Below are 19,878 nucleotides of genomic sequence, written 5' to 3'. Positions count from 1 at the left end.
ACGCCATGCGCAGATGGACTGACCCCTGGCTGACCGCAGAGAGATCCCGGGCGCCCAACCGCCATTGGGCACCGAGACACACGCCCACTGCGCCGGGGCCTTGACCGCCGGCTACATCGATGTACGATCACGTCCTACAACGTTGTAGAATCCGCCATCCAAGCCGCGGCACCCCCGTTCGACGACGAACCACGAGGAGAGCCATGACCACCCGATGGTCACGCCCCGTCGCCGCCCTGACCGCCGCTGCCGTCGCGCTGCCGCTGTCGGCCGGCGCCGTCGCGGTCGCCCATGCGACAGGAACCACGAGCGCCGCCGTCGCGGCAGCCAAGCCTGCACCGCAGGATCCCGCCGCTCCCCAGTTCACCGACGTCGAGGTGCACGACCCGTCGCTCGTCACCGCGGGCGACGAGCACTACGTCTTCGGCTCGCACCTGGCCGCGGCGAAAACCGAGGACTTCGTGCAGTGGGAGCAGGTCGCGAACCACGTGACGCCGGACAACCCGCTGTTCGACGACGTCACGGTCGAGCTCGCCGAGACGTTCGAGTGGGCCGAGACGAGCACGCTCTGGGCGCCGGACGTCATCCAGCTCGAGGCCGACGGCCGCTACTACATGTACTACAACGCCTGCCGCGGCGACTCCCCACGCAGCGCGATGGGCATCGCCGTGGCCGACGACGTCGACGGGCCGTACACCGACCTCGGCATCATCCTGCGCTCGGGCCACCGCCCGGGCGAGGGGCCGAGCGAGGACGGCACCACGTACGACGCGCGCAAGCACCCCAACGCCGTCGACCCGGACGTCTTCTACGACGCGGAGGGCCGGCTGTGGATGGTGTACGGCTCGTTCTCGGGCGGCATCTTCATCCTCGAGCTCGACCCGGAGACCGGCTTCCCGCTCCCCGACCAGGGCTACGGCACGCACCTCACCGGCGGCAACCACAGCCGCATCGAGGGCCCGACGATGATGCACCACCCGGAGACGGGGTACTACTACCTCTTCACCTCGTTCGGCGGCCTCGATGCCGGCGCCGGCTACAACATGCGCGTCAAGCGCTCGGAGAACCCCGACGGCCCGTTCGTCGACGCCGCCGGCAACGACATGCGCCAGGTGAAGTCCGACCCCACCAAGCCGATCTTCGACGACGTCTCGATCGAGCCGTACGGCACCAAGATCATGGGCAACTACCTGTTCCAACGCGAGGTCGGCGCGCCCGGCACGGGCATCGGCGACGGCAAGGTCTCCCCCGGCCACAACACCACCTACCTCGACCCCGCCACGGGCGAGATGCGCCTCATCTTCCACAGCCGGTTCCCGCAGATGGGCGAGTTCCACCAGGTGCGCGCCCACGAGATGTTCATGAACTCCGAGGGCTGGCCCGTCGCCGCGCCGTACCGCTTCGCCGGCGGGCACCCCGCCCAGAAGTTCCAGCGCATGGGCCTGGTCGGCGACTACCAGCTGATCACGCACGACAAGACCATCTCCCCCGAGATCCGCACCGCCGAGAACGTCACGCTGCAGTCCGACGGCCGCATCTCCGGCGCGGTCGAGGGCCGGTGGCGCCTCTACGACGAGAACCGCCTGAACCTCACGATCGGCGGCGTCGCGTACGACGGCGTGGTCTCGCGCGAGTGGAACCCGACCACCTCCGAGTGGGTCGACTCCTTCTCGGTGCTGTCCGCCGAGGGCGTGTCCCTGTGGGGCAGCGCGCTCGCACCGATGACCGACGAGGAGGTCGTCCAGGCTGTCCTCACCGACCTGGACGTGCCCAGCCCGGTCGTGGCCGACGTCGAGCTGCCGACGGTCGGCACGCACGGCTCGACCATCGCCTGGACCTCGAGCGACCCGGCGACGATCGCGACCGACGGCACCGTCACCCGCCCGACCGGCGAGGACGTCGCCGTGACGCTCACCGCCCAGGTGACGAGCGGCTCCGCCACCGGGTCGGCGACGTTCGACGTCGTCGTCACGGCCGTCCCCGCGCCCGGGCTCGTGGCCCGCTACGCCTTCGACGGCGACCTCGCGGCCACTGACCCCGAGGTGGCGGCCGGCACCGTCACGGGCAACCGCATCGACAACACCGGCGGCCAGGTCTCCTTCGCCTCCGGCGTGCACGGCCAGGCCGTGGTGCTCGACGGCGCGAGCGGCGTCCGCCTGCCCGACGGCCTGATCGCCGGTCACCACTACTCGGTGAGCCTGTGGCTCAAGCCCGAGCGGCTGACCCCGTTCACGACGTCGTTCTTCGGCGCCCGCAACAACACCAACTGGGTGAGCCTCGTGCCGACGGTCGGCTGGGGCACCAACAACACCATGCTGTGGTCCGGCTCGACCCGGTACTACGACGGCGACACCGGCACCCGGCTGCCCGTCGGCGAGTGGAGCCACGTGGTGTTCACCGTCGACGGCGGCGAGGTGACGATCTACCTCGACGGCCAGGTCGTGCACACGGGCTCGAACTTCCCCGACATGTTCACGACGCCGGACGGCGTCTTCGCGCTCGGCGTCAACTGGTGGGACGTCCCCTTCCAGGGCCAGATCGACGACCTGCAGGTCTACCTCGGCGAGCTGAGCGCCGAGCAGGTCGCCCAGGTCGCCGCCGGCGAGGTCGCGCAGTTCTGACCTGAGCCAAACGCACCGGATGACGAGAGCCCGGGTGCCCGACCGACGTCGGGCACCCGGGCTCTCTCGGTTCCTCTGTAAACCACATTGGGCTCTTCGCAGATCGGGTGGGGGCAGGATGACGGGCTGGGCGTAGGGGTCGAGGTCCCCGATGATCAGAAGCGCCAACCACTGATCGATCTCGAGGACCTCGACGTTGTCCAACGCTACGGGGTGCGCTGGCGCGCCCACTACTACAGGCCCGTGTTCGCGCTGTGACGTGCTGCTCGGGCTGCCCGCGGTCGCCGTCGAGGCGGTAGAGCGCGACGAGAAGATGATGACGGTGACGGTCTCGACGCCCTGGCAGTTGATGGGCTGTCCGGACTGCGGGGTCGTGTGTGCGAGCCGCGGGCGACGTCGGCGGATCCTGCACGACGTGCCGCACGGTGACACCCGGGTCAGGGTCGTGTGGCGTCAACGTGTGTGGCGGTGCCCGGAGGCGCGCTGCGCGCGCGGGACGTTCGCCGAGCAGGTCCCTGACCTCGTCGCGGCGAGGGGCTCGATCACGACCCGGGCGGTGAGCTGGGCGATCGGGCAGCTACGCCGTGAGCACGCCACGATCGCCGGGCTGGCCCGCCGGCTCCAGGTGGGCTGGTGGACGCTGTGGCGGGCCGTGCGCCCCCAGCTCGAACGCCTGGCCGCTGACGAGTCCCGGTTCGCCGGGGTCACGAGCCTGGGTGTCGACGAGCACCTGTGGCACCACGGCGAGCGTCGCACCAAGGGGCCGAAGGAGCTGACCGGCATGGTCGACCTGACCCGCGACGCAGGCGGACGGGTCCGTGCCCGGCTGCTCGACCTGGTTCCAGGCCGGTCGAAGAAGGCCTACGCCGACTGGCTGAGCGAGCGCGGGCCGCACTTCCGCGCCGGGATCGACGTCGCAGCCCTGGACCCGTTCGGCGGGTACAAGGCGGCGATCGACGACCAGCTCGCCGACGCCACCGCCGTGCTGGACGCGTTCCACATCGTCAGGCTCGGCACGCAGGTCGTCGACGAGGTCCGTCGCCGCGTCCAGCAGGACACGACCGGGCACCGCGGCCGCAAGGGCGACCCCCTGTACGGCATCCAGACCATCCTGCGCGCCGGCGCGGAGAACCTCACCGACAAGCAGCTCGCACGCCTGGCCCGTGCGATCGAGGCCGACGAACGGCACGAGGAAGTGCTCCTCGCCTGGCAGTGCGCCCAGCAACTGCGCGCCGCCTACCAGGCCACGAGCCTGGCCGAGGGCAGGCGGCGGGCCGAGAAGGTCCTCGCCACGTTCCATACCTGCCCCATCCCCGAAGTCGCACGCCTCGGGCGCACCCTCAGGCGCTGGCGTGAGGCGTTCCTGGCCTACTTCACCACCGGCCGGGCGAACAACGGCGGCACCGAGGCCATCAACGGCATCATCGAGCTCCACCGACGCCTCGCCCGCGGCTTTCGCAACCGCGAGAACTACCGGTTACGCATGCTGCTCGCCGCGGGCGGGCTCACGACCTGATCCCCACCCGATCGGCGAAGAGCCCCACATTGGCGGTGCCCGATACACACGAGTTCGTGCATTTTGGCTGGACATCCGACTGCCCCGGCCGAGCACAACTTGGTTGATCGACACACCGTTTCACCCGTCGCCGAGCCCCTTTCACCCTCGGCAACCATTGCTTAGGGCTACGACGCGTCGCCAAGGTGGTCAAATCCGACCGGAGGAGGTAGTCGCTATGGAAGGTCAGAATCGCCGTGTCCGAGTGGTCTGGGCTTGCCGCAAGGGGCACCAGCACGAAATGTGCCACCCAGTACATCGAGGGCTCCCTCCAGAACTCAGGTGCCCCGACGAGGATCCGCCCGGCTACGGCGGAGGAGGTGGCGGAGGCTGCACACTACCGGCCAACTTCAGCGCCCTGGTCGAATATGAGCTGGGCAACAACTTCCAGGAATCGAAGCGTCGCGGATACGTGCTGATCGAGAGTTAGCCCGTCACAAGATCTAGTCCCCGACTCCATCTGCGAGGCGCCTAGGCGTCATGTTGCTGGACGCAACGCCGGACAACGAAGCCCTGCCCGACCGGTGCTATAGCGCGGCTTGCTATACTTGCCTCCATGACGACCCGTCGACAGGTGCTGCGCGAAGTGATGCTCCAGACGGGCACCACCCAGTCGCACCTGTCCCGGCTCAGCGGAGTTCGCCAGCCGAGCATCAGCCAGTTCCTCTCCGGCAAGGTCGACTTCAGTGATGAGCAGCTCGACCGCCTGCTGTCGTGCATGGGTTTCCGGCTCCAGGTCGAGCGGCGCGTGATCGTCCCCCAGCTGACCCGCTCCGAGCGTCGGTCGTGGCAGCTCCACCGCCGCCTCTCGACACACCTCAACCGTCACAGCTTCCAGGAGTGGAAGCCCACGATCGAGCGCAACCTGGACCGACTCGGCGAGCAGGTCACCGGCCAGCCCCATGGGAGGAACCTTGAGCACTGGCGCGACCTGGTAGAGCGCGGGGATCTGCCCGGCCTCCACCGCGTTCTCACCGGCCTCGACCGAGGGTCGATCGAGATGCGTGAGGTCTCCCCGATGTCGGGGCTCCTCAGCGAGGAGGAGCGGTCCGAGGTGCTCAGGATGGCCAGCTGATGCGGAGGGATCAGCTCGAGCACGCCATCCGCACGGCATGCCAGATCATCGATCACACCGAGGTCATCGTCGTGGGGTCCCAGGCGATCCTCGGTACCTACGACGAATCGCAGCTTCCGGCCGCCGCGACGATGTCGGTCGAGATCGACATTCTGCCGATCGCGCCGACAAAGGAAGAGGTCATCAGCCTGGCAGACCGCATCGAAGGTGTTGCCGGCGAGCTCTCCGCGTTCGAGGCGCTCCACGGCTTCAGTATCGACGGGGTCGACCTCGACACCGCGATACTTCCCACGGGGTGGCGTGACCGCCTGGTCAAGGTGCAGAACGCGAACACTGCTGCACCGCTGGGCGAGCCTCGGTTCACCGGGTGGTGCCTCGACAAGGAAGACCTGTGCGTCGCGAAGCTGTGCGCGTTCCGCGAGAAGGACCGCAACTTCGTGGCGGCCATGCTCGACGCCGGACTGGTCGACCGAGACCTCGTTGCGGTGCGGCTCCAGTCAGTCTCAACGGAGTACAGCACGCGGGCGGATGTCGCGCTCTCGTGGCTGTCGTCTCGCACGACATAGAACCACCGCGCGTCCTGCTGGGCTACCGCCAGCGTTCCGGAGGGATCCTTCCCATGACGTTGCCGAGCTCGTCCTTGACGACCTTTGCCCGCTCGTCTCCGGCCCACCGCACGACGAACCGTCCGCGCCGGCGATACAGGTCGAGCAGGTAGTCCGCCGCGGCGGCGACCTCGGCCTTCTTCCGCTCGATGTGCTGTGCCTGCGACCGTTCGTACTCGCCGATCACCTCGTCGCCGTCGCGGATCAGCAGGGTGCACAGGGTCGAGCCGCTCGGCTCGACATCGACGCCGGCGCACTCCTACAGCTCTGGTTCAAGGGCTGCTGAACTGCGGACGCCCCTCTCCGCGAAGATGCGTCAGGAGCTGAAGCATTCGGAACGCGTCATCACCGGAGAGCCTCGTCGACGCGCTCGCGAGTGCCGCCAGCTCATTGACCCGTCTGGTGAAGTCCTCGTTGCCGACGACGACGACGTCGACCTCACGAAGCGCTGCCATCAGAGGCGCGGGAACGTTCGGCGCCCACAGCTCGATGATTGGATCGGCGTCGGGGAACACCTCGGCGGCGTATGCGCGGGCGGTCGCGACCTTCGACGCCATCTTCTGCACCGTGTCGGCATTGCCGCTTCCGTACAGCAGGCCGTCGAGATGTGTGGCGACCTCCGCGACCCAGACCTGTCGATCGTCGCCGTGGCCCGCGACACCGATCACATCGATCTCGCCCTGGCCTGTGGGCGGACGCGAGTTGTACGCCACGGTGTGGCAGCGGCGAACCTGACGCATGTATGCGCCGACGAGCGACTCTCCTATGTCGACCATGGTTCTCCCTTGACTCGGCGACGTCTGCGTTTCCCATGGTGCCGGGCGCGGAGCCGCGGCGATACTCCGGCGGAGCGGCTGTCGGACGCCGCTGCTACCGTCCGAGGCGTGAATCAGGTGACCTCCGCGCTCGGGCACTAAGCCCGCCCACTCGGGCGGGTGTGTGCCCCGAGGAGAGAGTCACCATGGCCTTTCGCCGCTTCTACCGCCGGACCTTCCTGAAAAAGCGCGGCCACCACGCCGGCGCGTACGTCCTCGCCGACGTGTCTCTCGAGCGCGGCATGGTGTCCGACGACGGTACCGACGTCTGCGCTCACCTCACCGTCGCCGACTGCGCTCGCACCGCCGTGCTCCAGTTCGACGTCCACGACCGCGACACCGCTGCCAACGCCCTCCACAAGGCTCGCGTGCTCAAGACCGTCGTCGACGGGTTCGTCGATGCGCTCGAGCTGGCCGTCGCGGAGTCCGGCGTGACGGAGCGCAGCGGGAAGCCCTCCCGCCGGTGAACGACGACAGCCCGGGTGCCCGACCGACGTCGGGCACCCGGGCTCCTCAGCGAACCGAGCTCAGCGCGCGATCAGCCGCGCCCCTTCCCCGGCTTGCCGCCGTCGGTCACGGGCTCGGTGGGAGCCGACGTCGCGCTCCAGCTCCCGTACCCGTCCTTCGTGCCGGTGACGCGCACGCTCACGGAACCACCGACGTCGGACGCCGGCACCTTGTACGTCCGCCCCGTGGCGCCGGAGACCGGCACACCGTCCACGAGCCACTGGAACGCGAGCTGCGTCCCGGACGCCCACGTCCCGGGGTCGACGCGCAGCACCGCCCCGACCCGCGGCGTCCCGACCACGACGGGCGTGCCCGTCTGGAGGGCCGGTCCCGACGTCGTGAAGGTCCGCACCTCGGACGTCACGACCCCGCCGTACGGGCCGGTCGCCACGACGTACCAGCCGTGCTCCCCCGCCTCGAGCGAGGACCACGTCGCCGAGACCGTCTCGCCGCTCGCCACGCCCGTGAACGCGGCGATCGTCTCGGACGTGAGCACGTCGACCCGCAGCGAGTCGGTCGCGAGCGTCTTCGTCGTCGGCTCGAGGCTGAACGCCGAGTACGGGATCTCGAACTCCTGCATGCCGGGCGGGTCGTTGAGCGCGGCGTCGTCCGAGTTGAAGACGTCGAGCGACGGCGAGTACGTCCGCACCACGATCCGGCCGGTGCCGTCAGCGCCGCCGGTGTTGTCGAAGTGCAGCAGGCGCAGGTAGCCGAGACCGCCCTCGGGCAGGCCCTGGTAGTCGAACAGCATCGAGTACACGGTCCGGTCGGCGACGCCGTCACCGTCGTCGTCGAACTCGTCGGTGCGCGTGTACGCGTCGTGGTAGTGACCCGAGCTCACCATGACGACGTTCGGGTTCGGCGCGATGACCTCGTCGAGGATCCGCTGCGGGATCGGGCCCAGGCCGCCCGTCGTGAGCATGTACTCGTGCAGGTTGATCCAGACCTTGCGCTCCGGGTACCGCGCGATGACCTCGTTCATCCAGTCGATCTGCTCGTCGCCCGGGCCCCAGCCCATGTAGAGCATGAGCAGGTCGACGCCGTTCACGCTGATGAGGTCGTAGTGGCCCCGGTTGTCCTGGAGCTGACCGCCGTACCAGGGGTTGCCCTCGAACCGGTCGGCACCGAAGAACTGCGAGTAGTTCGAGTAGTCGACCCGCGCACCGCCGACGTCATGGTTGCCCGCGAGCACGCCGTACGGCAGGCCGGCCTCGTCGAGCGCGCGGTACGCCGCGTCGGCGTTGGCCCACTGGTGCGGCTGGTCCCAGTCGTCGACGATGTCGCCGGTGTGGACGAGGTACTGCAGGTTCAGCTCGTCGCGCTGGTCGAGCAGGAACCGGTGGATCGCCTGCTGGTGCGCGTACCACCCGCTGGGGTTCTCGGGGTCGCCGGGCTGCCCCTGGTTGTCGTTGTAGTACTGCGTGTCCGACTCCCACGCGATCGTGAAGTCGTACTCCGAGCGCGGGGTCGCGTCCGGGTGGAAGGGCGCGACGCTCCCGTCGCGCGGCGAGCGCGCGGTGCCCGCGAAGCCCTCAGAGTGCTGCACGAGCACCGTGACCTCGCCGTCGCGCACGTGGTCCGCGAGCGCCACGGTGCCGCCGAGCTCGAACTCGGTGGCCGCGCTGCCCGTGGTGACGTACCGGTCGACCTCCTGCCACCGGCCCGTCTCGACGTTCAGCACGTAGAGCAGCACCTTGGCGTCGGCGTTGGCCGAGCCGGACCAGGCGATGCGCACGCGTCCGTCCTCGCCGGCGTCGTCGGGCACGTCGACCGTGAACAGCTGGTACGGCAGCTCGGTGTCCGAGGAGACCTCGCTCGCCACGCCGTCGGTGCCGACGAGCTTCGCGAGCTCGTCGCCGGTGAGCTCGGTGGCGCCGTCGCGGTCGGTGGCGGCGGCGTCCGTCGTCGTGCCCGCGAACGCGCTGACCTCGGCGTCCGCGGCGTCGAACGCGTAGCCCTTGCGGAAGGCGACGTCGAGGTCGTCGCCGTTCGCCGAGCCCGCCGTCGCCGACAGCGTGACGTCGCCGCTGCGGACGGTCGCGCCGTCCGCGGGCTCGCCGAGCGCGACGTCGGGCCGCTCGTCGGGCGTCGTGAACGTCACCGTGCGCTCGGTGGTGTTGCCCAGCCGGTCCTTCGCGGTGAGGACGAGCGTGTGCTCGCCCGGGCTCAGGGTGAGCGACGACGTCGCGTGCGGCAGGGTGATGGCCTCGCCGTCGAGCGTCGCGGTCAGGGACGCGACCCCGGAGCCGGCGTCGGACGCCTCGGCGTCGATCTCGATGTCGCCGCGGTAGGTCTCGCCGTCGACGAGCGCGGTCGTGATCTCGGGCGCGGTGTTGTCGACGACGACGGTGCGGGTCACGCTCTGCTCGCCGGCGGTCGCGCTGACCGTGTGCTCGCCGTCGGCGACCGCGGTGGTGTCCCAGGTGTGCGCGAGCGAGTCGAACGCGTCGTCGGGGATGCGGAACGTCGCGAGGAAGTAGACCTGGTTGGCGTCGGAGAACCCGATGCGCGTGGCCGGGTCCGGGCACTCGCGGACGGTCTCGGCCTGCCCCTCGCCCGCGCCGGCGCACACCTCGGGGCGCAGCACGCGCCCGTCGGGCAGCGCGAGGCGCAGGTTCATGGCCGAGAAGTCGTCGTTGTTCTCGTTCGGGTCCGGCTCGGGCCACGCCTTGGTGCCGGCGTAGATGCCGAGGGTGAGGTCCTCGCCGCGCGCGATGCGCTCGACCGGCACCTCGCTCGTCACCGTCTCGATCCGCGAGTAGAAGCCCTCGTCGAAGATCGTGAGCACGTCGTCGCCGAGCTTGACGCCGTTGCGGAAGAACGCGTCGGTGTTGGTCGCCTCGAACGCGAACAGCGCGGGCGCCTCGAGCGCGGGGGTCAGGCCGTCGACCGGCTCGCCGTCGATCGCCAGGCTCAGGCCGGCCGGGTCGCCCGACGTCGTGCCCGCGACCCGCGTGGCGCCGCCGACGTGCTGGCCGTCCGCGACGTTGAGCCGCACCGGGGCGGGCTCGGACTCCTCGAGCTGGACACGGACCGGACCGAGCGTCGAGGTGTGCGTGCCGTCCGACGCGGTGACGGTGTACTCGACCCACGCCTTGCCGTAGAGGTCGACCGCCGGGACGGTGAACGCGTACCGGTTCGGCGCGTCGAACCGCAGGTGGCGCGTCGTCGGCTCGCCGACGTCGTCGGCGATCGTGAGCGCGACCGTGCGGACCTGGCGGTCGTCGGTCACCTCGAGCTCGAGCGCGAGGTCGTCGGTGTCCGGGGCGTCGATGCCGCCCGTGAGGTCGGTGATGACGGGGGCGCTGGTGTCCTCGGGCGTGGCGACGAGGCCGGCCGGCACCTGCTCGGGAGACACGTAGCCGGGCGTGGCGACGTCGACGCCGACCAGCCTCTGGCGCGTGCCCGACTCCCAGCGGTACTGGATCGGCCGGTCGGCGACCGTCTGCGCGTCGTTCATGTAGTCGGCGCGCGAGACGACGTGCCCGGTGTTGGTCTGCACCTGGATGCCGCGCAGCCCGCCGTTGGCCATGCCGCCCGAGTGGATCTCCACGAGGTCGACGCCGGCGGTGAGGCGGCTGCCGAAGTGCGCGTTGAAGTCCGCCGCGGTGAGGTGCTGGTTGGCGCCGTTCTTGATCCACAGCACGAGCGTGCGGCCCGGCTCGATCACCGGGTCGGCCGGGGTGGCCGGCCACAGCGCGCTGTTCGTGACGACGTGGCTGCCGTCGAGGTAGAGGTAGTTGATCGTGAAGTCTTCGAACCGCACCGGCGCGTCCGAGGCGTTGTAGACCTCGATGAACTCGTACGCGTCCGCGCCGCCGACGTTGGCCGTGTCCGGCGCCACCTCGGTGACCTGGAGGATCGGCGCGTCCAGGGCGGGGTCCGACGGCGGGACCGGGCCCGGCTCGGGCACGCTCGGTCCCGTGGGGCTCGGGCTGGGCTCGGGCGCGGGCTCGCTCGGTGTCGGCGTCGGCGTCGGGTCAGTGGGCTCGGGCTCCGGCTCGGGCAGCGCGAGCTGCGCCGGGTCGACCGTGCCGGGCGTCGGCGCCTGCTGCCGCCCGACGACGGGCTGGACCGCGCTGCCCGCCTCGGTCGGCGCGCCGAACGTCACGGTGCGGTCCACGCCCTTGTCTGTGCCGGTCCAGGTGACCTGCGCGACGTCGGACGTCACGCCGCCCGTGGTGCGGCGGAGGTACATCGACGTGCCCGAGTTGTTGAGCCCGTTCTGGCCGGTGAGCCGCACGAGCTGGAACGGCTCGGTGATCCCGAGGCCCGCGTAGAACTCGCGGAACTCGTCGTCGGTGAGGGCGGCCGCGCCCTCGTAGGTCGAGTTGTACGCCCAGAAGACGACGGTGCCGTGCGCGTCGACCGTGGTGCCCGGGTCGAACGCGAGCGTCTTCGGCGTCGAGCCGCTCATGTAGACGATCGAGTACCCCTCCTCGGCGAGGACGATCGGGGAGTCGGTCGTGTTGTGGACCTCGACGAACTCCCACACGTCCACGCTCGCGCCGGCGGCGTTGGGTCGGTTGGAGGAGTCGACGTTGATCTCGGTGATGAGCAGGGGCGGCAGCTCGGTCGCGGGCGCGGCGGCCGCGGGGACCGCCGTGGCGGCGAGCGCGCCGGCCGCGAGGCTCGAGGCCGTCAGCGCGGACACGAGCCGCGCGACGATGGATCTGTGGTGCGAGGGCATGGGCCGAACGTTGCCCTGCACACGTGAACATCGGCGGCCGCCCGGGTGAACGAGCGGCGACGGGGCGTTGTACGTCACGTCCCACGAGCTTCGGGGCGGCGGGTAGCGCCGCCTACCCTGAGGGGGTGGCGACGTTCTCTGCGGTGACTCGACAGCACATCCTCCGGGCGATCGAGGAGTACGACGACCGCGGCAGGGACGCGTTCCTCGGCGTCTACGGGTTCACCCCCGCCCCGGGAGCGACGCTGACCCACGAGGGCCGCACCTACGACGCCCGGGCGATCCTCGGCGTCGCCCACCGGTACGCGACCGGTCGGGTCGCGACGTCGGAGGAGTTCCACGACGGCGCGGCCGGCGCCGCGGCCCTCCTGCGCAAGCGCGGCTTCCACGCGAGCGGCTCGGAGCCCGCGGGTGCGACGTCGTCGCGCACGACGACAGCACGCCGCACCTCGCAGCGCTCGGCCTCCCCGCGCTCGGCCCCGCGGCGGGCCGCCGCCGAGGAGGAACCGCCCGCCGTGTGCCCGACGTGCTTCATGGCGCTGCCCGCGACGGGCGTCTGCGACACCTGCGGCTGACCACCCTCCGTCCGCACCGCCGTCGCGCCTCCCCTGTCCCTCTCGCGAGGTCGTACCTTCGGTCGCGAGGTCGTACTCCCGGGGTACGACCTCACGACCGGAGGTACGACCTCGCGACGGCAGTGCGGCGCTAGAGTCCGCGTGTGACCTCCGCGACCCTCTTCGTCCGCCCGCCGTCGCCGCGCCTCGCCGAGGGCGAGCTCACCCATCTCGAGCGCGTGCCCGTCGATGCCGACCTGGCGCGCGAGCAGTGGGAGGCGTACGTCGAGCGGTACCGCTCGCGCGGCTGGGACGTGCGCGAGCTGCCGGCGGCCGACGACCACCCGGACGGCGTCTTCGTCGAGGACACCGTGGCGGTGTTCGACGACCTGGCGGTCCTGACTCGCCCCGGTGCGACGTCGCGGCGCGGCGAGGTCGAGAGCATGGGGCCGGCGGTCGAGGCCGCGGGCCTGCACGTCGCGGCGATCGAGGCACCCGCGACGCTCGAGGGCGGCGACGTGCTCAAGGTCGGCCGGACGGCCTACGTCGGGCGCAGCTCGCGCACGTCGCCCGACGGGGTGGCGCAGCTCCGGGCGCTCGTCGAGCCGCGCGGGTGGACCGTCGTCGAGGTGCCGGTGACCAAGGTGCTGCACCTCAAGAGCGCGGTCACCGCGCTGCCCGACGGCACGGTCATCGGGTACGAGCCGCTCGTCGACGCTCCCGAGCTGTTCGACGCGTTCCTGCCCGTGCCCGAACCGGAGGGGACCGCCGTCGTCGTCCTCGACGAGCAGACGGTGCTGATGTCCGCGAGCGCCCCGCGCACCGCCGCCCTCCTGCGGGAGCGCGGGCTGGAGGTCGTCACGACGCCGGTGACGGAGTTCGAGAAGCTCGAGGGCTGCGTCACCTGCCTGTCCGTGCGCGTGCGCTGACGCCCCCGCTACGAGCCTGCGCCGGCGCGGCGGACCACCGCCCGGGCGACCGGCCCGTAGGCAGCGTGCGGCGCCCACGGCTGCCGGCGGTCGCCGGCAGCCTCCCGGTCGGTGAGCATCCGGAACAGCAGGGCGCGCAGCAGCATCTGCGGCCACGCGTCGAGGCGGGTCCATCGGTCGAGGAGCGTCTCGTCGGCGCCGTGCCAGCACATCGCGTCGACCACCGCCACAGCCACGGCCCACGAGGGCGGCCGCCAGTACGGCGGCCAGTCGATGATCGCCGGCGGCAGCCCCGGCTCGTGGAGCACGTTGCCGAGGAGGTCGCCGTGGACGAGCTGGTGGTCGACCACGATCGGGGTCCGCGCCGCCGCGACGCGCGCGACGAGCGGGGTGTCCTCGAGCGGCGCCAGGTCCCATGCGGCGCGGTCGGCACGACTCCACGGGTCGTCCCGGTCGTCGAGGAACGACGGCCGCGCCTCGCCGGCGATCGCCTCGTGGAAGGCCGCACCGGCGTCGACGGCCTCGCCCCAACGCGTGGGGTCGGTGCGGCCGGCGACGTGACGGCTGGCCTCCCAGCCGCGGTACAGCCACTGCCCCGAGACGGCGCGCACCGGGCGCGCGACCCGGAAGCCGTCGGCGGCGGGCAGCGTGTCGAGGATCGACGCCCTCCACTCGGACTCGACCGGGAGGTCGACCAGCTTGAGCACGATCTCGCCCGCGCGCCACGTCCCTCCACGACCGCCGTCCAGCGGCCGGGGCTCGGCGGTCGCGCCGAACGCGTCGAGGACGTCTTGGGGCGGTGCCGTTCCCACCCGACCGACGATAAGCGACCGCGTCGCCGTGACCGGTGCCACGGAACTTCACCCGAGCGTCCCACCCGGCCTCAGGACGAGGTCCGTGCGAAGAACGGCCCGCATCGCAGATCGGGTCGGTCTGCTGTCGCGGCATCCGCTCTCGCGATGTCGGTGGCTTCCTCTACCGTCTGGGCCGTGACCGCACTCGCGACCGCTCTCACGGCGCGGCGCCTCCTCGAGGACAGCAGCGCATGGTCGCTGCTGCGCGCCGACAACGCACCGGTCGTCATCGGGATCCTCGGCCAGCACCTGTCGGGAGAGGTCCGCAGACTGCCGGCGCCCGAGCTGTTCGAGGCGGTCGAGGCGGAGCTGGACGAGCTGCGTGCGCACGCCTTCGACCTGCCGAAGACGGCGGCGCAGTACTGCCGCGACTGGCTCACGGCCGGCTACCTGGTCCGGCGACCGGGCGAGGGCCGCGAGGAGGTCTACGAGCTCAGTGAGGGCGCGCTCACGGCGATCCGCTTCGTCGAGCAGCTCGCGACGCCGCGTGCGAGTGCGACCGAGTCGCGACTCGCGACAATCATCGAGCGGATTCACCGGTTGGCGGTCGAGACCGACCCCGACACGAGCCGGCGCATCGCCGCGCTCGAGGCCGAGCGAGAGCGTATCGACACGCAGATCGCCGCGCTCGGCTCGGGGTCCGCCGACGTCCTGTCCGACGAGCGCGCGGTCGAACGCGCCGTCGACATCCTCGCGCTCACCGCAGAGGTGCCCGAGGACTTCGCGCGCGTGCGCGCCGCGCTCGAGCAGCTCAACCGCGACGTCCGGGCGCAGCTCGTCGAGGAGCCGGAGTCGCGCGGTGCGGTGCTCGACGACGTCTTCCGCGGCGTCGACCTGCTCGCCGAGTCCGACGCCGGACGGTCCTTCGCCGCGTTCTACGCCCTGGTGCTCGACGCCGAGCGCACGGCCGCGCTCGAGGCCCAGGTCGACGACCTCGTGGACCGGCCTTTCGCCCACTCCTTGTCACCGGACCAGCGCCGGCTTCTGCAGCGCCTGCTGCCGACGATGCAGGACGCGGGCGCGGAGATCCACCAGGTGATGACGTCCTTCAGCCGGAGCCTGCGCCGCTTCGTCCAGTCCCAGGAGCTCGCCGAGGACCGCGCGGTGCACCGACTCGTGCGCGAGACCCTCGCCGAGGCGAACGCGCTCGTCGGGCAGGTCCAGCCCTACCGGCAGCTCGGGCTCGAGCTCGATCTCACGGCGGTGACCGTCGCCCAGGTCGCGGGCATGCGCCTGCACAACCCCGCCGACAGCGAGACGACCGAGCCGGTCGTCACGAGCCACGCGGCGACGGCAGACATCGCGAACCTGCGCGCGGCCGTCCGCGCGTCGGAGATCGACATGGCCGAGCTCACCGCCAACGTCAACGACGTCCTCGGCATGCGCGGACCGTCGACGATCGCCGAGGTCCTCGCTGATAGGCCCGCCACCCAGGGGGTCGCCTCGGTCGTCGGGCTGCTCGTCCTCGCCGAGCAGCACGCCACGCCCGCGGGCGACGGGCGTGCGGAGCACGTGACCTGGCGGCCGGTCGTGTCATCCGACACCGCGTCTGACGGCGCGGCCGACGCACTGCGAGGCGCCACCGTTCCCCAGTTCCTCTTCGAGGAGGCTCTCCCGTGACCGACGTCGACACCGCCTCCGAGGCGGCCGCGGAGCCGCTGTGGGAGGGCGACCCGGGGACCCTGCGCGAACCCTCGCGCCGGGCTCTGGCGGCTCTCGTCAAGGGCCCGTACGTCTCGGCCGAGCGGCACGGCGAGATCTGGCGCGCGCTGGCGGCCGACACGGCCGTGATCCGGTCGCGGCTCGCGGACATGTTCCTCGAGCTGGTGGTCGACCAGGCGCTCGGCATCGCGTTCGTCCGCGGCGCGCAGACGGCGGACGGCACGGCACCCCAGGTGGTCCGCACGCTCCCGTTGACGTTCATCGACACGGTGCTCCTGCTGCACCTGCGCGGCGAGCTCGTGCGCGCAGGTGGCACCGGCCGGGTGATCGTCGGCAAGGACGAGGTGTATGACCAGCTCCACGTCTACCGGGCGGCCGCCTCCACCGACGAGCAGGGCTTCACCCGCCGGATCAACGCGTCGTGGACCAAGTTCGAGAAGCAGAATCTCGTGATCCCGACCAGCACGGAGGGGCGCTACGAGGTCTGCCCCGTCCTGAGGCTCGTGTTCGGCCCCGAGGAGATCGCCGCCGTCCGCGACGAGTACCGCCGCCTGCTGGGGCGCGCACCGGCCGACGAGGTGGCCACCGACGAAGCCCCGGCCCAGGAGGACGACGCATGACGAGCACCGACCTGCACCCGGGCCAGTGGCGTCTCGAGCGCGTCGAGCTGGTCAACTGGGGCACGTTCCACGGTCACCACGTGGTCGACGTGGCCCGCAAGGGTTTCCTGCTGACCGGCTCGTCCGGCTCGGGCAAGTCCTCGCTCGTGGACGCGATCTCCGCGGTGCTCACGCCGCGCGGCAAGACACGCTTCAACGCCGCAGCCGCCGACGGCACGACGCGGTCCGGCGACCGCACGGTGCTCTCCTACGTGCGCGGGGCCTGGCGGCGTGCCACCGACTCCGACACCGGCGAGATCGCCACGGAGTACCTACGTCCGGGCGCCACGTGGAGCGGGATCCTGCTCCGGTACGCCGACGGAACCCGCCGCACCGACGGGTCTGCCAACACGCTCACTCTCGTCAAGCTGTTCCACGTCAAGCGCGGCGCGTCGAGCCCGGCGGACGTCCACGACGTGCACATCGTCTCCCCCGTGCCGCTGGGGCTGCTCGACCTGGAGGAGTTCGCCCGTTCCGGCCTCGACGTCCGGGCACTCAAGCGTCACCTGCCCGACGCGCACGTCGACCCGGAGCACTCCCGCTTCGTCGCCCGGTTCTCGCGCGCCCTCGGGATCACGGGCGACCGCGCGATCCTGCTGCTGCACAAGACCCAGTCGGCGAAGAACCTTGGCTCGCTCGACGACCTCTTCCGCACCTTCATGCTCGACGAGCCGTCCACCTTCGCGACGTGCGAGCGCGCCGTCGAGCAGTTCACCGACCTCTCCCGGGCCCACCGGGCGGTCGTCGAGGCACGCGAGCAGATCGAGGCGCTCACGCCGCTGGTCGACACCGCGCGCGCCTACGACGACGCCGGCGCCGCGGAGCGCGAGGCCGAGCGGCTCGCGGCCGGGCTCGAGGACTTCACCCAGGCATGGAAGCTCGACCTGGCACGTCAAGCGCGCGACACCGCCGCCGACACCGTCGCACGTGCCGAGGCCGAGAACGACCGCGCCCGGGCCGCCACCACCCAGGCGCTGCAGCGGGTCCGCGAGGCGCAAGGGCTCGTCGACGAGCGCGGTGGCGCGGAGCTCTCGGCTCTCGACGCCCGCATCGAGACGCACGAGCTGCGCCTGCGGCTGGTCACGGGCGAGCGCGACCGTGTGGCCCGCGACCTCGCCTCCGTCCAGGTGGCGCGGCCGGACACCCCCGAGGACCTGCTCGAGCTCCAGCGGGTGGCCCGTGCCGAGCTCGCGCAGGCCACCGACGACGACGCCGCGCACGCCCGGCAGGCCACCGACCTGTGGACCGAGCGCACAGAGGCTCGCACGGCCCTCGAGTCGGTCCAGCACGAGCTCGCAGCCATGCGCCGCACCCGGTCGAACATCGGCAGCGGTCTGCTCGAGGCGCGCCACCGGATCGCCCGTGCCACCGGGATCTCGCCAAGCAGCCTGCCGTTCGCCGCCGAGCTGCTCGACGTCCGCGCCGATCACGCCGAGTGGCGCGGCGCCATCGAACGTGTCCTGCGTCCGCTGGCGACCGTCATGCTCGTCCCCGCCGCACACCAGACCGCCGTGAGCGCCGCGGTCGACGCCGCCCATCTCGGGACGCTGCTGCGGTACGAGTCGGTTCCTCCCGCCGTCGACCCGCCGCGCAGGCCCGCATCGCACGACTCGCTCGTCTACCGTGTCGACGTCGCCGCCGGCCCGATGCAGGCTTGGCTGCACCACGAGCTCGCCCGCCGCTTCGACTACGCGTGCGTGGAGACGGTCGGAGAGCTCGCCGACGTCGAGCAGGGCGTCACACGAGCCGGCCAGGTCAAGCGCGGCCGCCGTTCGTTCGAGAAGGACGACCGATTCGCCGTCGACGACCGGTCCCGCTGGGTTCTCGGCTCCGACAACGCGGCCAAGGTCGACCACTACCTCGAGCTGCTGCGCGCCGCGCGCGAGCGCGTGGAGGCCGCGGACCGCGCACTGGGAGACCTGGAACGCGCGCGCACGTCCGCCGAGGCCCGACGCCGCGTCCTGGCCGCCGTCGTGGAGCTCGACTGGGCGTCCGTCGACGTCGCCGCCTGCGAGCGCGAGCTGGCCGACGCGCGGCGCGCCCGGGCAGGGCTGCTCGCCGCCCAGGGTGACCTGCGCTCGGCGCAGCACCTCCTCGACCTGGCGGAGACCGAGGCGACGCAGGCGCGCGCCACCGAGCGGGAGACGGCTGCGGAGCTAGCGACCGCCCGCGCCGAGCTGAACCAGCTCCAGGCCACGATCACAGACCTCGAGCGCCAGGCGCCGCCCGCCGTCGACCCGAGCGTCCACGCCCGGCTGAAGGCAGAGTTCTACGCGCACCAGACCACCCGGCGCGTCACGCACGCGACGATCGACGCGGTCTCACGGCACGTCGCGAAGGCGCTCGCGGACCGCGGCAAGCGGGCCGGCCGGGAACGCGAGGCCGCGCAGCTCGCGATCGTCGAGCTCACCGGCGGCTTCGTCCGCCGCTGGCCGGCCCTCTCGGTGGACCTGACACCGGGGGTCGAGGACAGGCAAGGCTTCCTCGACGTGCTGGCCACGCTGCGCGCCGACCGGCTCCCCGACTTCGAGCACCGCTTCTTCGAGATGCTGCGCGAGCAGTCGCAGCAGAACCTCGGGCTCCTGGCACAGGAGATCCGTCACGCACCGGCCGAGATCAAGCGACGCGTCGAGCCGATCAACGGGTCGCTCATGCGCAGCGAGTTCGCGCCGGGAAGCCACTTGCAGATCCGGGTGGAGGACGCCAAGCCTGCGGCGGTTCAGGAGTTCCTCAAGGACCTCAACACGATCACCACGGGCGCTCTGGCCGCCGACGAGGACCGCGAGGAGGCCGAACGGCGCTTCGCGGTGCTCTCCCGGGTGATGCAACGCCTGGGCTCCTCGGAGAGCGCGGACCGTGCCTGGCAGTCGCTGTGCCTCGACACGCGCCGCCACGTCCGCTTCACCGGGACGCAGGTCGACCGGGAGCGCACCGTCGTCGACGTCTACGACTCGGGTGAGGGGCGCTCCGGCGGCCAGAAGCAGAAGCTCGTCGTCTTCTGCCTCGCCGCCGCCCTGCGCTACCAGCTCACGCGCGAGCGCGACGCGGTGCCCGCCTACGGCTCGGTGGTCATGGACGAGGCGTTCGACAAGGCCGACGCCGCGTTCACGCGCATGGCGCTCGACATCTTCCGCGAGTTCGGCTTCCACATGATCCTGGCCACGCCGCTCAAGCTCCTGCAGACGCTCGAGGAGTACGTCGGCGGCATCGCGCTCGTGACGTGCGCCGATTCCAAGGACTCGCACGTCGCGCCGGTGCCCTTCGACGGGGCCGGCCCCCGCGCCGAGGAGGCCACCCCGGCGGAGCAGCAGGACCGCGCAGTCCGCGAGCTGGAGCTCGACCTGTCGTGAGG

14 protein-coding genes are annotated in these 19,878 nt (G+C 71.5%); 10 read left to right on the top strand and 4 right to left on the bottom strand.

Going from position 1 to position 19,878, the window contains the following annotated elements; translation table 11 throughout:
* Nucleotides 1–203: 203 nt before the first annotated feature.
* The 4 genes from ISOVA_RS05700 (at nucleotide 204) to ISOVA_RS05685 (ending at nucleotide 5,817) form a co-directional block, all read left to right on the top strand.
* Entirely contained in the window at nucleotides 204–2,621 is a 2,418-nt protein-coding gene (locus tag ISOVA_RS05700; protein WP_013838295.1) for a LamG-like jellyroll fold domain-containing protein, read from the top strand.
* A 196-nt stretch (nucleotides 2,622–2,817) separates the two neighbouring features.
* The gene (locus ISOVA_RS05695) at nucleotides 2,818–4,137 is read left to right on the top strand and encodes an ISL3 family transposase (protein ID WP_186004575.1); all 1,320 of its coding nucleotides are present in this window, start codon (nucleotides 2,818–2,820) and stop codon (nucleotides 4,135–4,137) included.
* A 595-nt stretch (nucleotides 4,138–4,732) separates the two neighbouring features.
* The gene (locus ISOVA_RS05690) at nucleotides 4,733–5,251 is read left to right on the top strand and encodes a helix-turn-helix domain-containing protein (RefSeq protein WP_233275951.1); all 519 of its coding nucleotides are present in this window, start codon (nucleotides 4,733–4,735) and stop codon (nucleotides 5,249–5,251) included.
* On the top strand, nucleotides 5,251–5,817 hold the full coding sequence (locus tag ISOVA_RS05685; protein ID WP_013838292.1) for a DUF6036 family nucleotidyltransferase: 567 nt from the start codon (nucleotides 5,251–5,253) through the stop codon (nucleotides 5,815–5,817). The genes ISOVA_RS05690 and ISOVA_RS05685 overlap by 1 nt, the downstream gene beginning before the upstream one ends.
* Before the next feature lie 22 nt (nucleotides 5,818–5,839).
* On the opposite strand, the gene ISOVA_RS05680 is transcribed toward ISOVA_RS05685, so the two are convergent.
* Both ISOVA_RS05680 and ISOVA_RS05675 read right to left on the bottom strand, forming a co-directional pair.
* Nucleotides 5,840–6,043 carry a hypothetical protein gene (locus ISOVA_RS05680; RefSeq protein ID WP_013838291.1) on the bottom strand — a complete coding sequence of 68 codons (204 nt, stop codon included), beginning with the start codon at nucleotides 6,041–6,043 and terminating at the stop codon, nucleotides 5,840–5,842.
* 85 nt (nucleotides 6,044–6,128) lie between these two features.
* A complete protein-coding gene (locus ISOVA_RS05675; RefSeq protein WP_013838290.1) occupies nucleotides 6,129–6,632 on the bottom strand; it encodes a hypothetical protein in 504 nt (167 codons plus the stop codon).
* A gap of 185 nt (nucleotides 6,633–6,817) precedes the next feature.
* Between ISOVA_RS05675 and ISOVA_RS05670 the strand changes: the two genes are divergently transcribed.
* Nucleotides 6,818–7,138: a hypothetical protein gene (locus ISOVA_RS05670; RefSeq protein ID WP_013838289.1), complete on the top strand. Its 321-nt coding sequence runs from the start codon at nucleotides 6,818–6,820 to the stop codon at nucleotides 7,136–7,138.
* Nucleotides 7,139–7,209: 71 nt separating this feature from the next.
* On the opposite strand, the gene ISOVA_RS05665 is transcribed toward ISOVA_RS05670, so the two are convergent.
* A complete protein-coding gene (locus ISOVA_RS05665) occupies nucleotides 7,210–11,868 on the bottom strand; it encodes a lamin tail domain-containing protein (protein ID WP_013838288.1) in 4,659 nt (1,552 codons plus the stop codon).
* 143 nt (nucleotides 11,869–12,011) lie between these two features.
* Between ISOVA_RS05665 and ISOVA_RS05660 the strand changes: the two genes are divergently transcribed.
* Nucleotides 12,012–12,443, top strand: a complete 432-nt coding sequence (locus ISOVA_RS05660) for a ScoMcrA-related endonuclease (protein WP_233275950.1) — start codon at nucleotides 12,012–12,014, stop codon at nucleotides 12,441–12,443.
* Nucleotides 12,444–12,586: 143 nt separating this feature from the next.
* The gene (gene ddaH, locus ISOVA_RS05655; protein WP_013838286.1) at nucleotides 12,587–13,351 is read left to right on the top strand and encodes a dimethylargininase; all 765 of its coding nucleotides are present in this window, start codon (nucleotides 12,587–12,589) and stop codon (nucleotides 13,349–13,351) included.
* A gap of 8 nt (nucleotides 13,352–13,359) precedes the next feature.
* Here ddaH and ISOVA_RS05650 read toward each other — a convergent pair whose 3' ends face one another.
* Nucleotides 13,360–14,163, bottom strand: coding sequence for a TIGR02569 family protein (locus ISOVA_RS05650; protein WP_013838285.1), 804 nt, complete (start codon nucleotides 14,161–14,163; stop codon nucleotides 13,360–13,362).
* Between the two features lie 177 nt (nucleotides 14,164–14,340).
* Here ISOVA_RS05650 and ISOVA_RS05645 point away from each other — a divergent pair, with 177 nt between their 5' ends.
* The 3 genes from ISOVA_RS05645 to ISOVA_RS05635 are packed head-to-tail and all read left to right on the top strand — an operon-like array spanning nucleotide 14,341 to nucleotide 19,876.
* Nucleotides 14,341–15,825, top strand: coding sequence for a DUF3375 domain-containing protein (locus tag ISOVA_RS05645; RefSeq protein ID WP_041294794.1), 1,485 nt, complete (start codon nucleotides 14,341–14,343; stop codon nucleotides 15,823–15,825).
* The gene (locus ISOVA_RS05640; protein ID WP_013838283.1) at nucleotides 15,822–16,487 is read left to right on the top strand and encodes a DUF4194 domain-containing protein; all 666 of its coding nucleotides are present in this window, start codon (nucleotides 15,822–15,824) and stop codon (nucleotides 16,485–16,487) included. The genes ISOVA_RS05645 and ISOVA_RS05640 overlap by 4 nt, the downstream gene beginning before the upstream one ends.
* Nucleotides 16,484–19,876: an ATP-binding protein gene (locus ISOVA_RS05635; RefSeq protein ID WP_013838282.1), complete on the top strand. Its 3,393-nt coding sequence runs from the start codon at nucleotides 16,484–16,486 to the stop codon at nucleotides 19,874–19,876. Before ISOVA_RS05640 ends, ISOVA_RS05635 begins: the two co-directional genes overlap by 4 nt.
* Nucleotides 19,877–19,878 lie beyond the last annotated feature (2 nt).

It is taken from the genome of Isoptericola variabilis 225, assembly GCF_000215105.1.
In the GTDB taxonomy this organism is placed as follows: domain Bacteria; phylum Actinomycetota; class Actinomycetes; order Actinomycetales; family Cellulomonadaceae; genus Isoptericola; species Isoptericola variabilis_A.
Note: the sequence above shows the minus strand (reverse complement) of the source record. Positions and strands in the feature narration are given on the sequence as shown.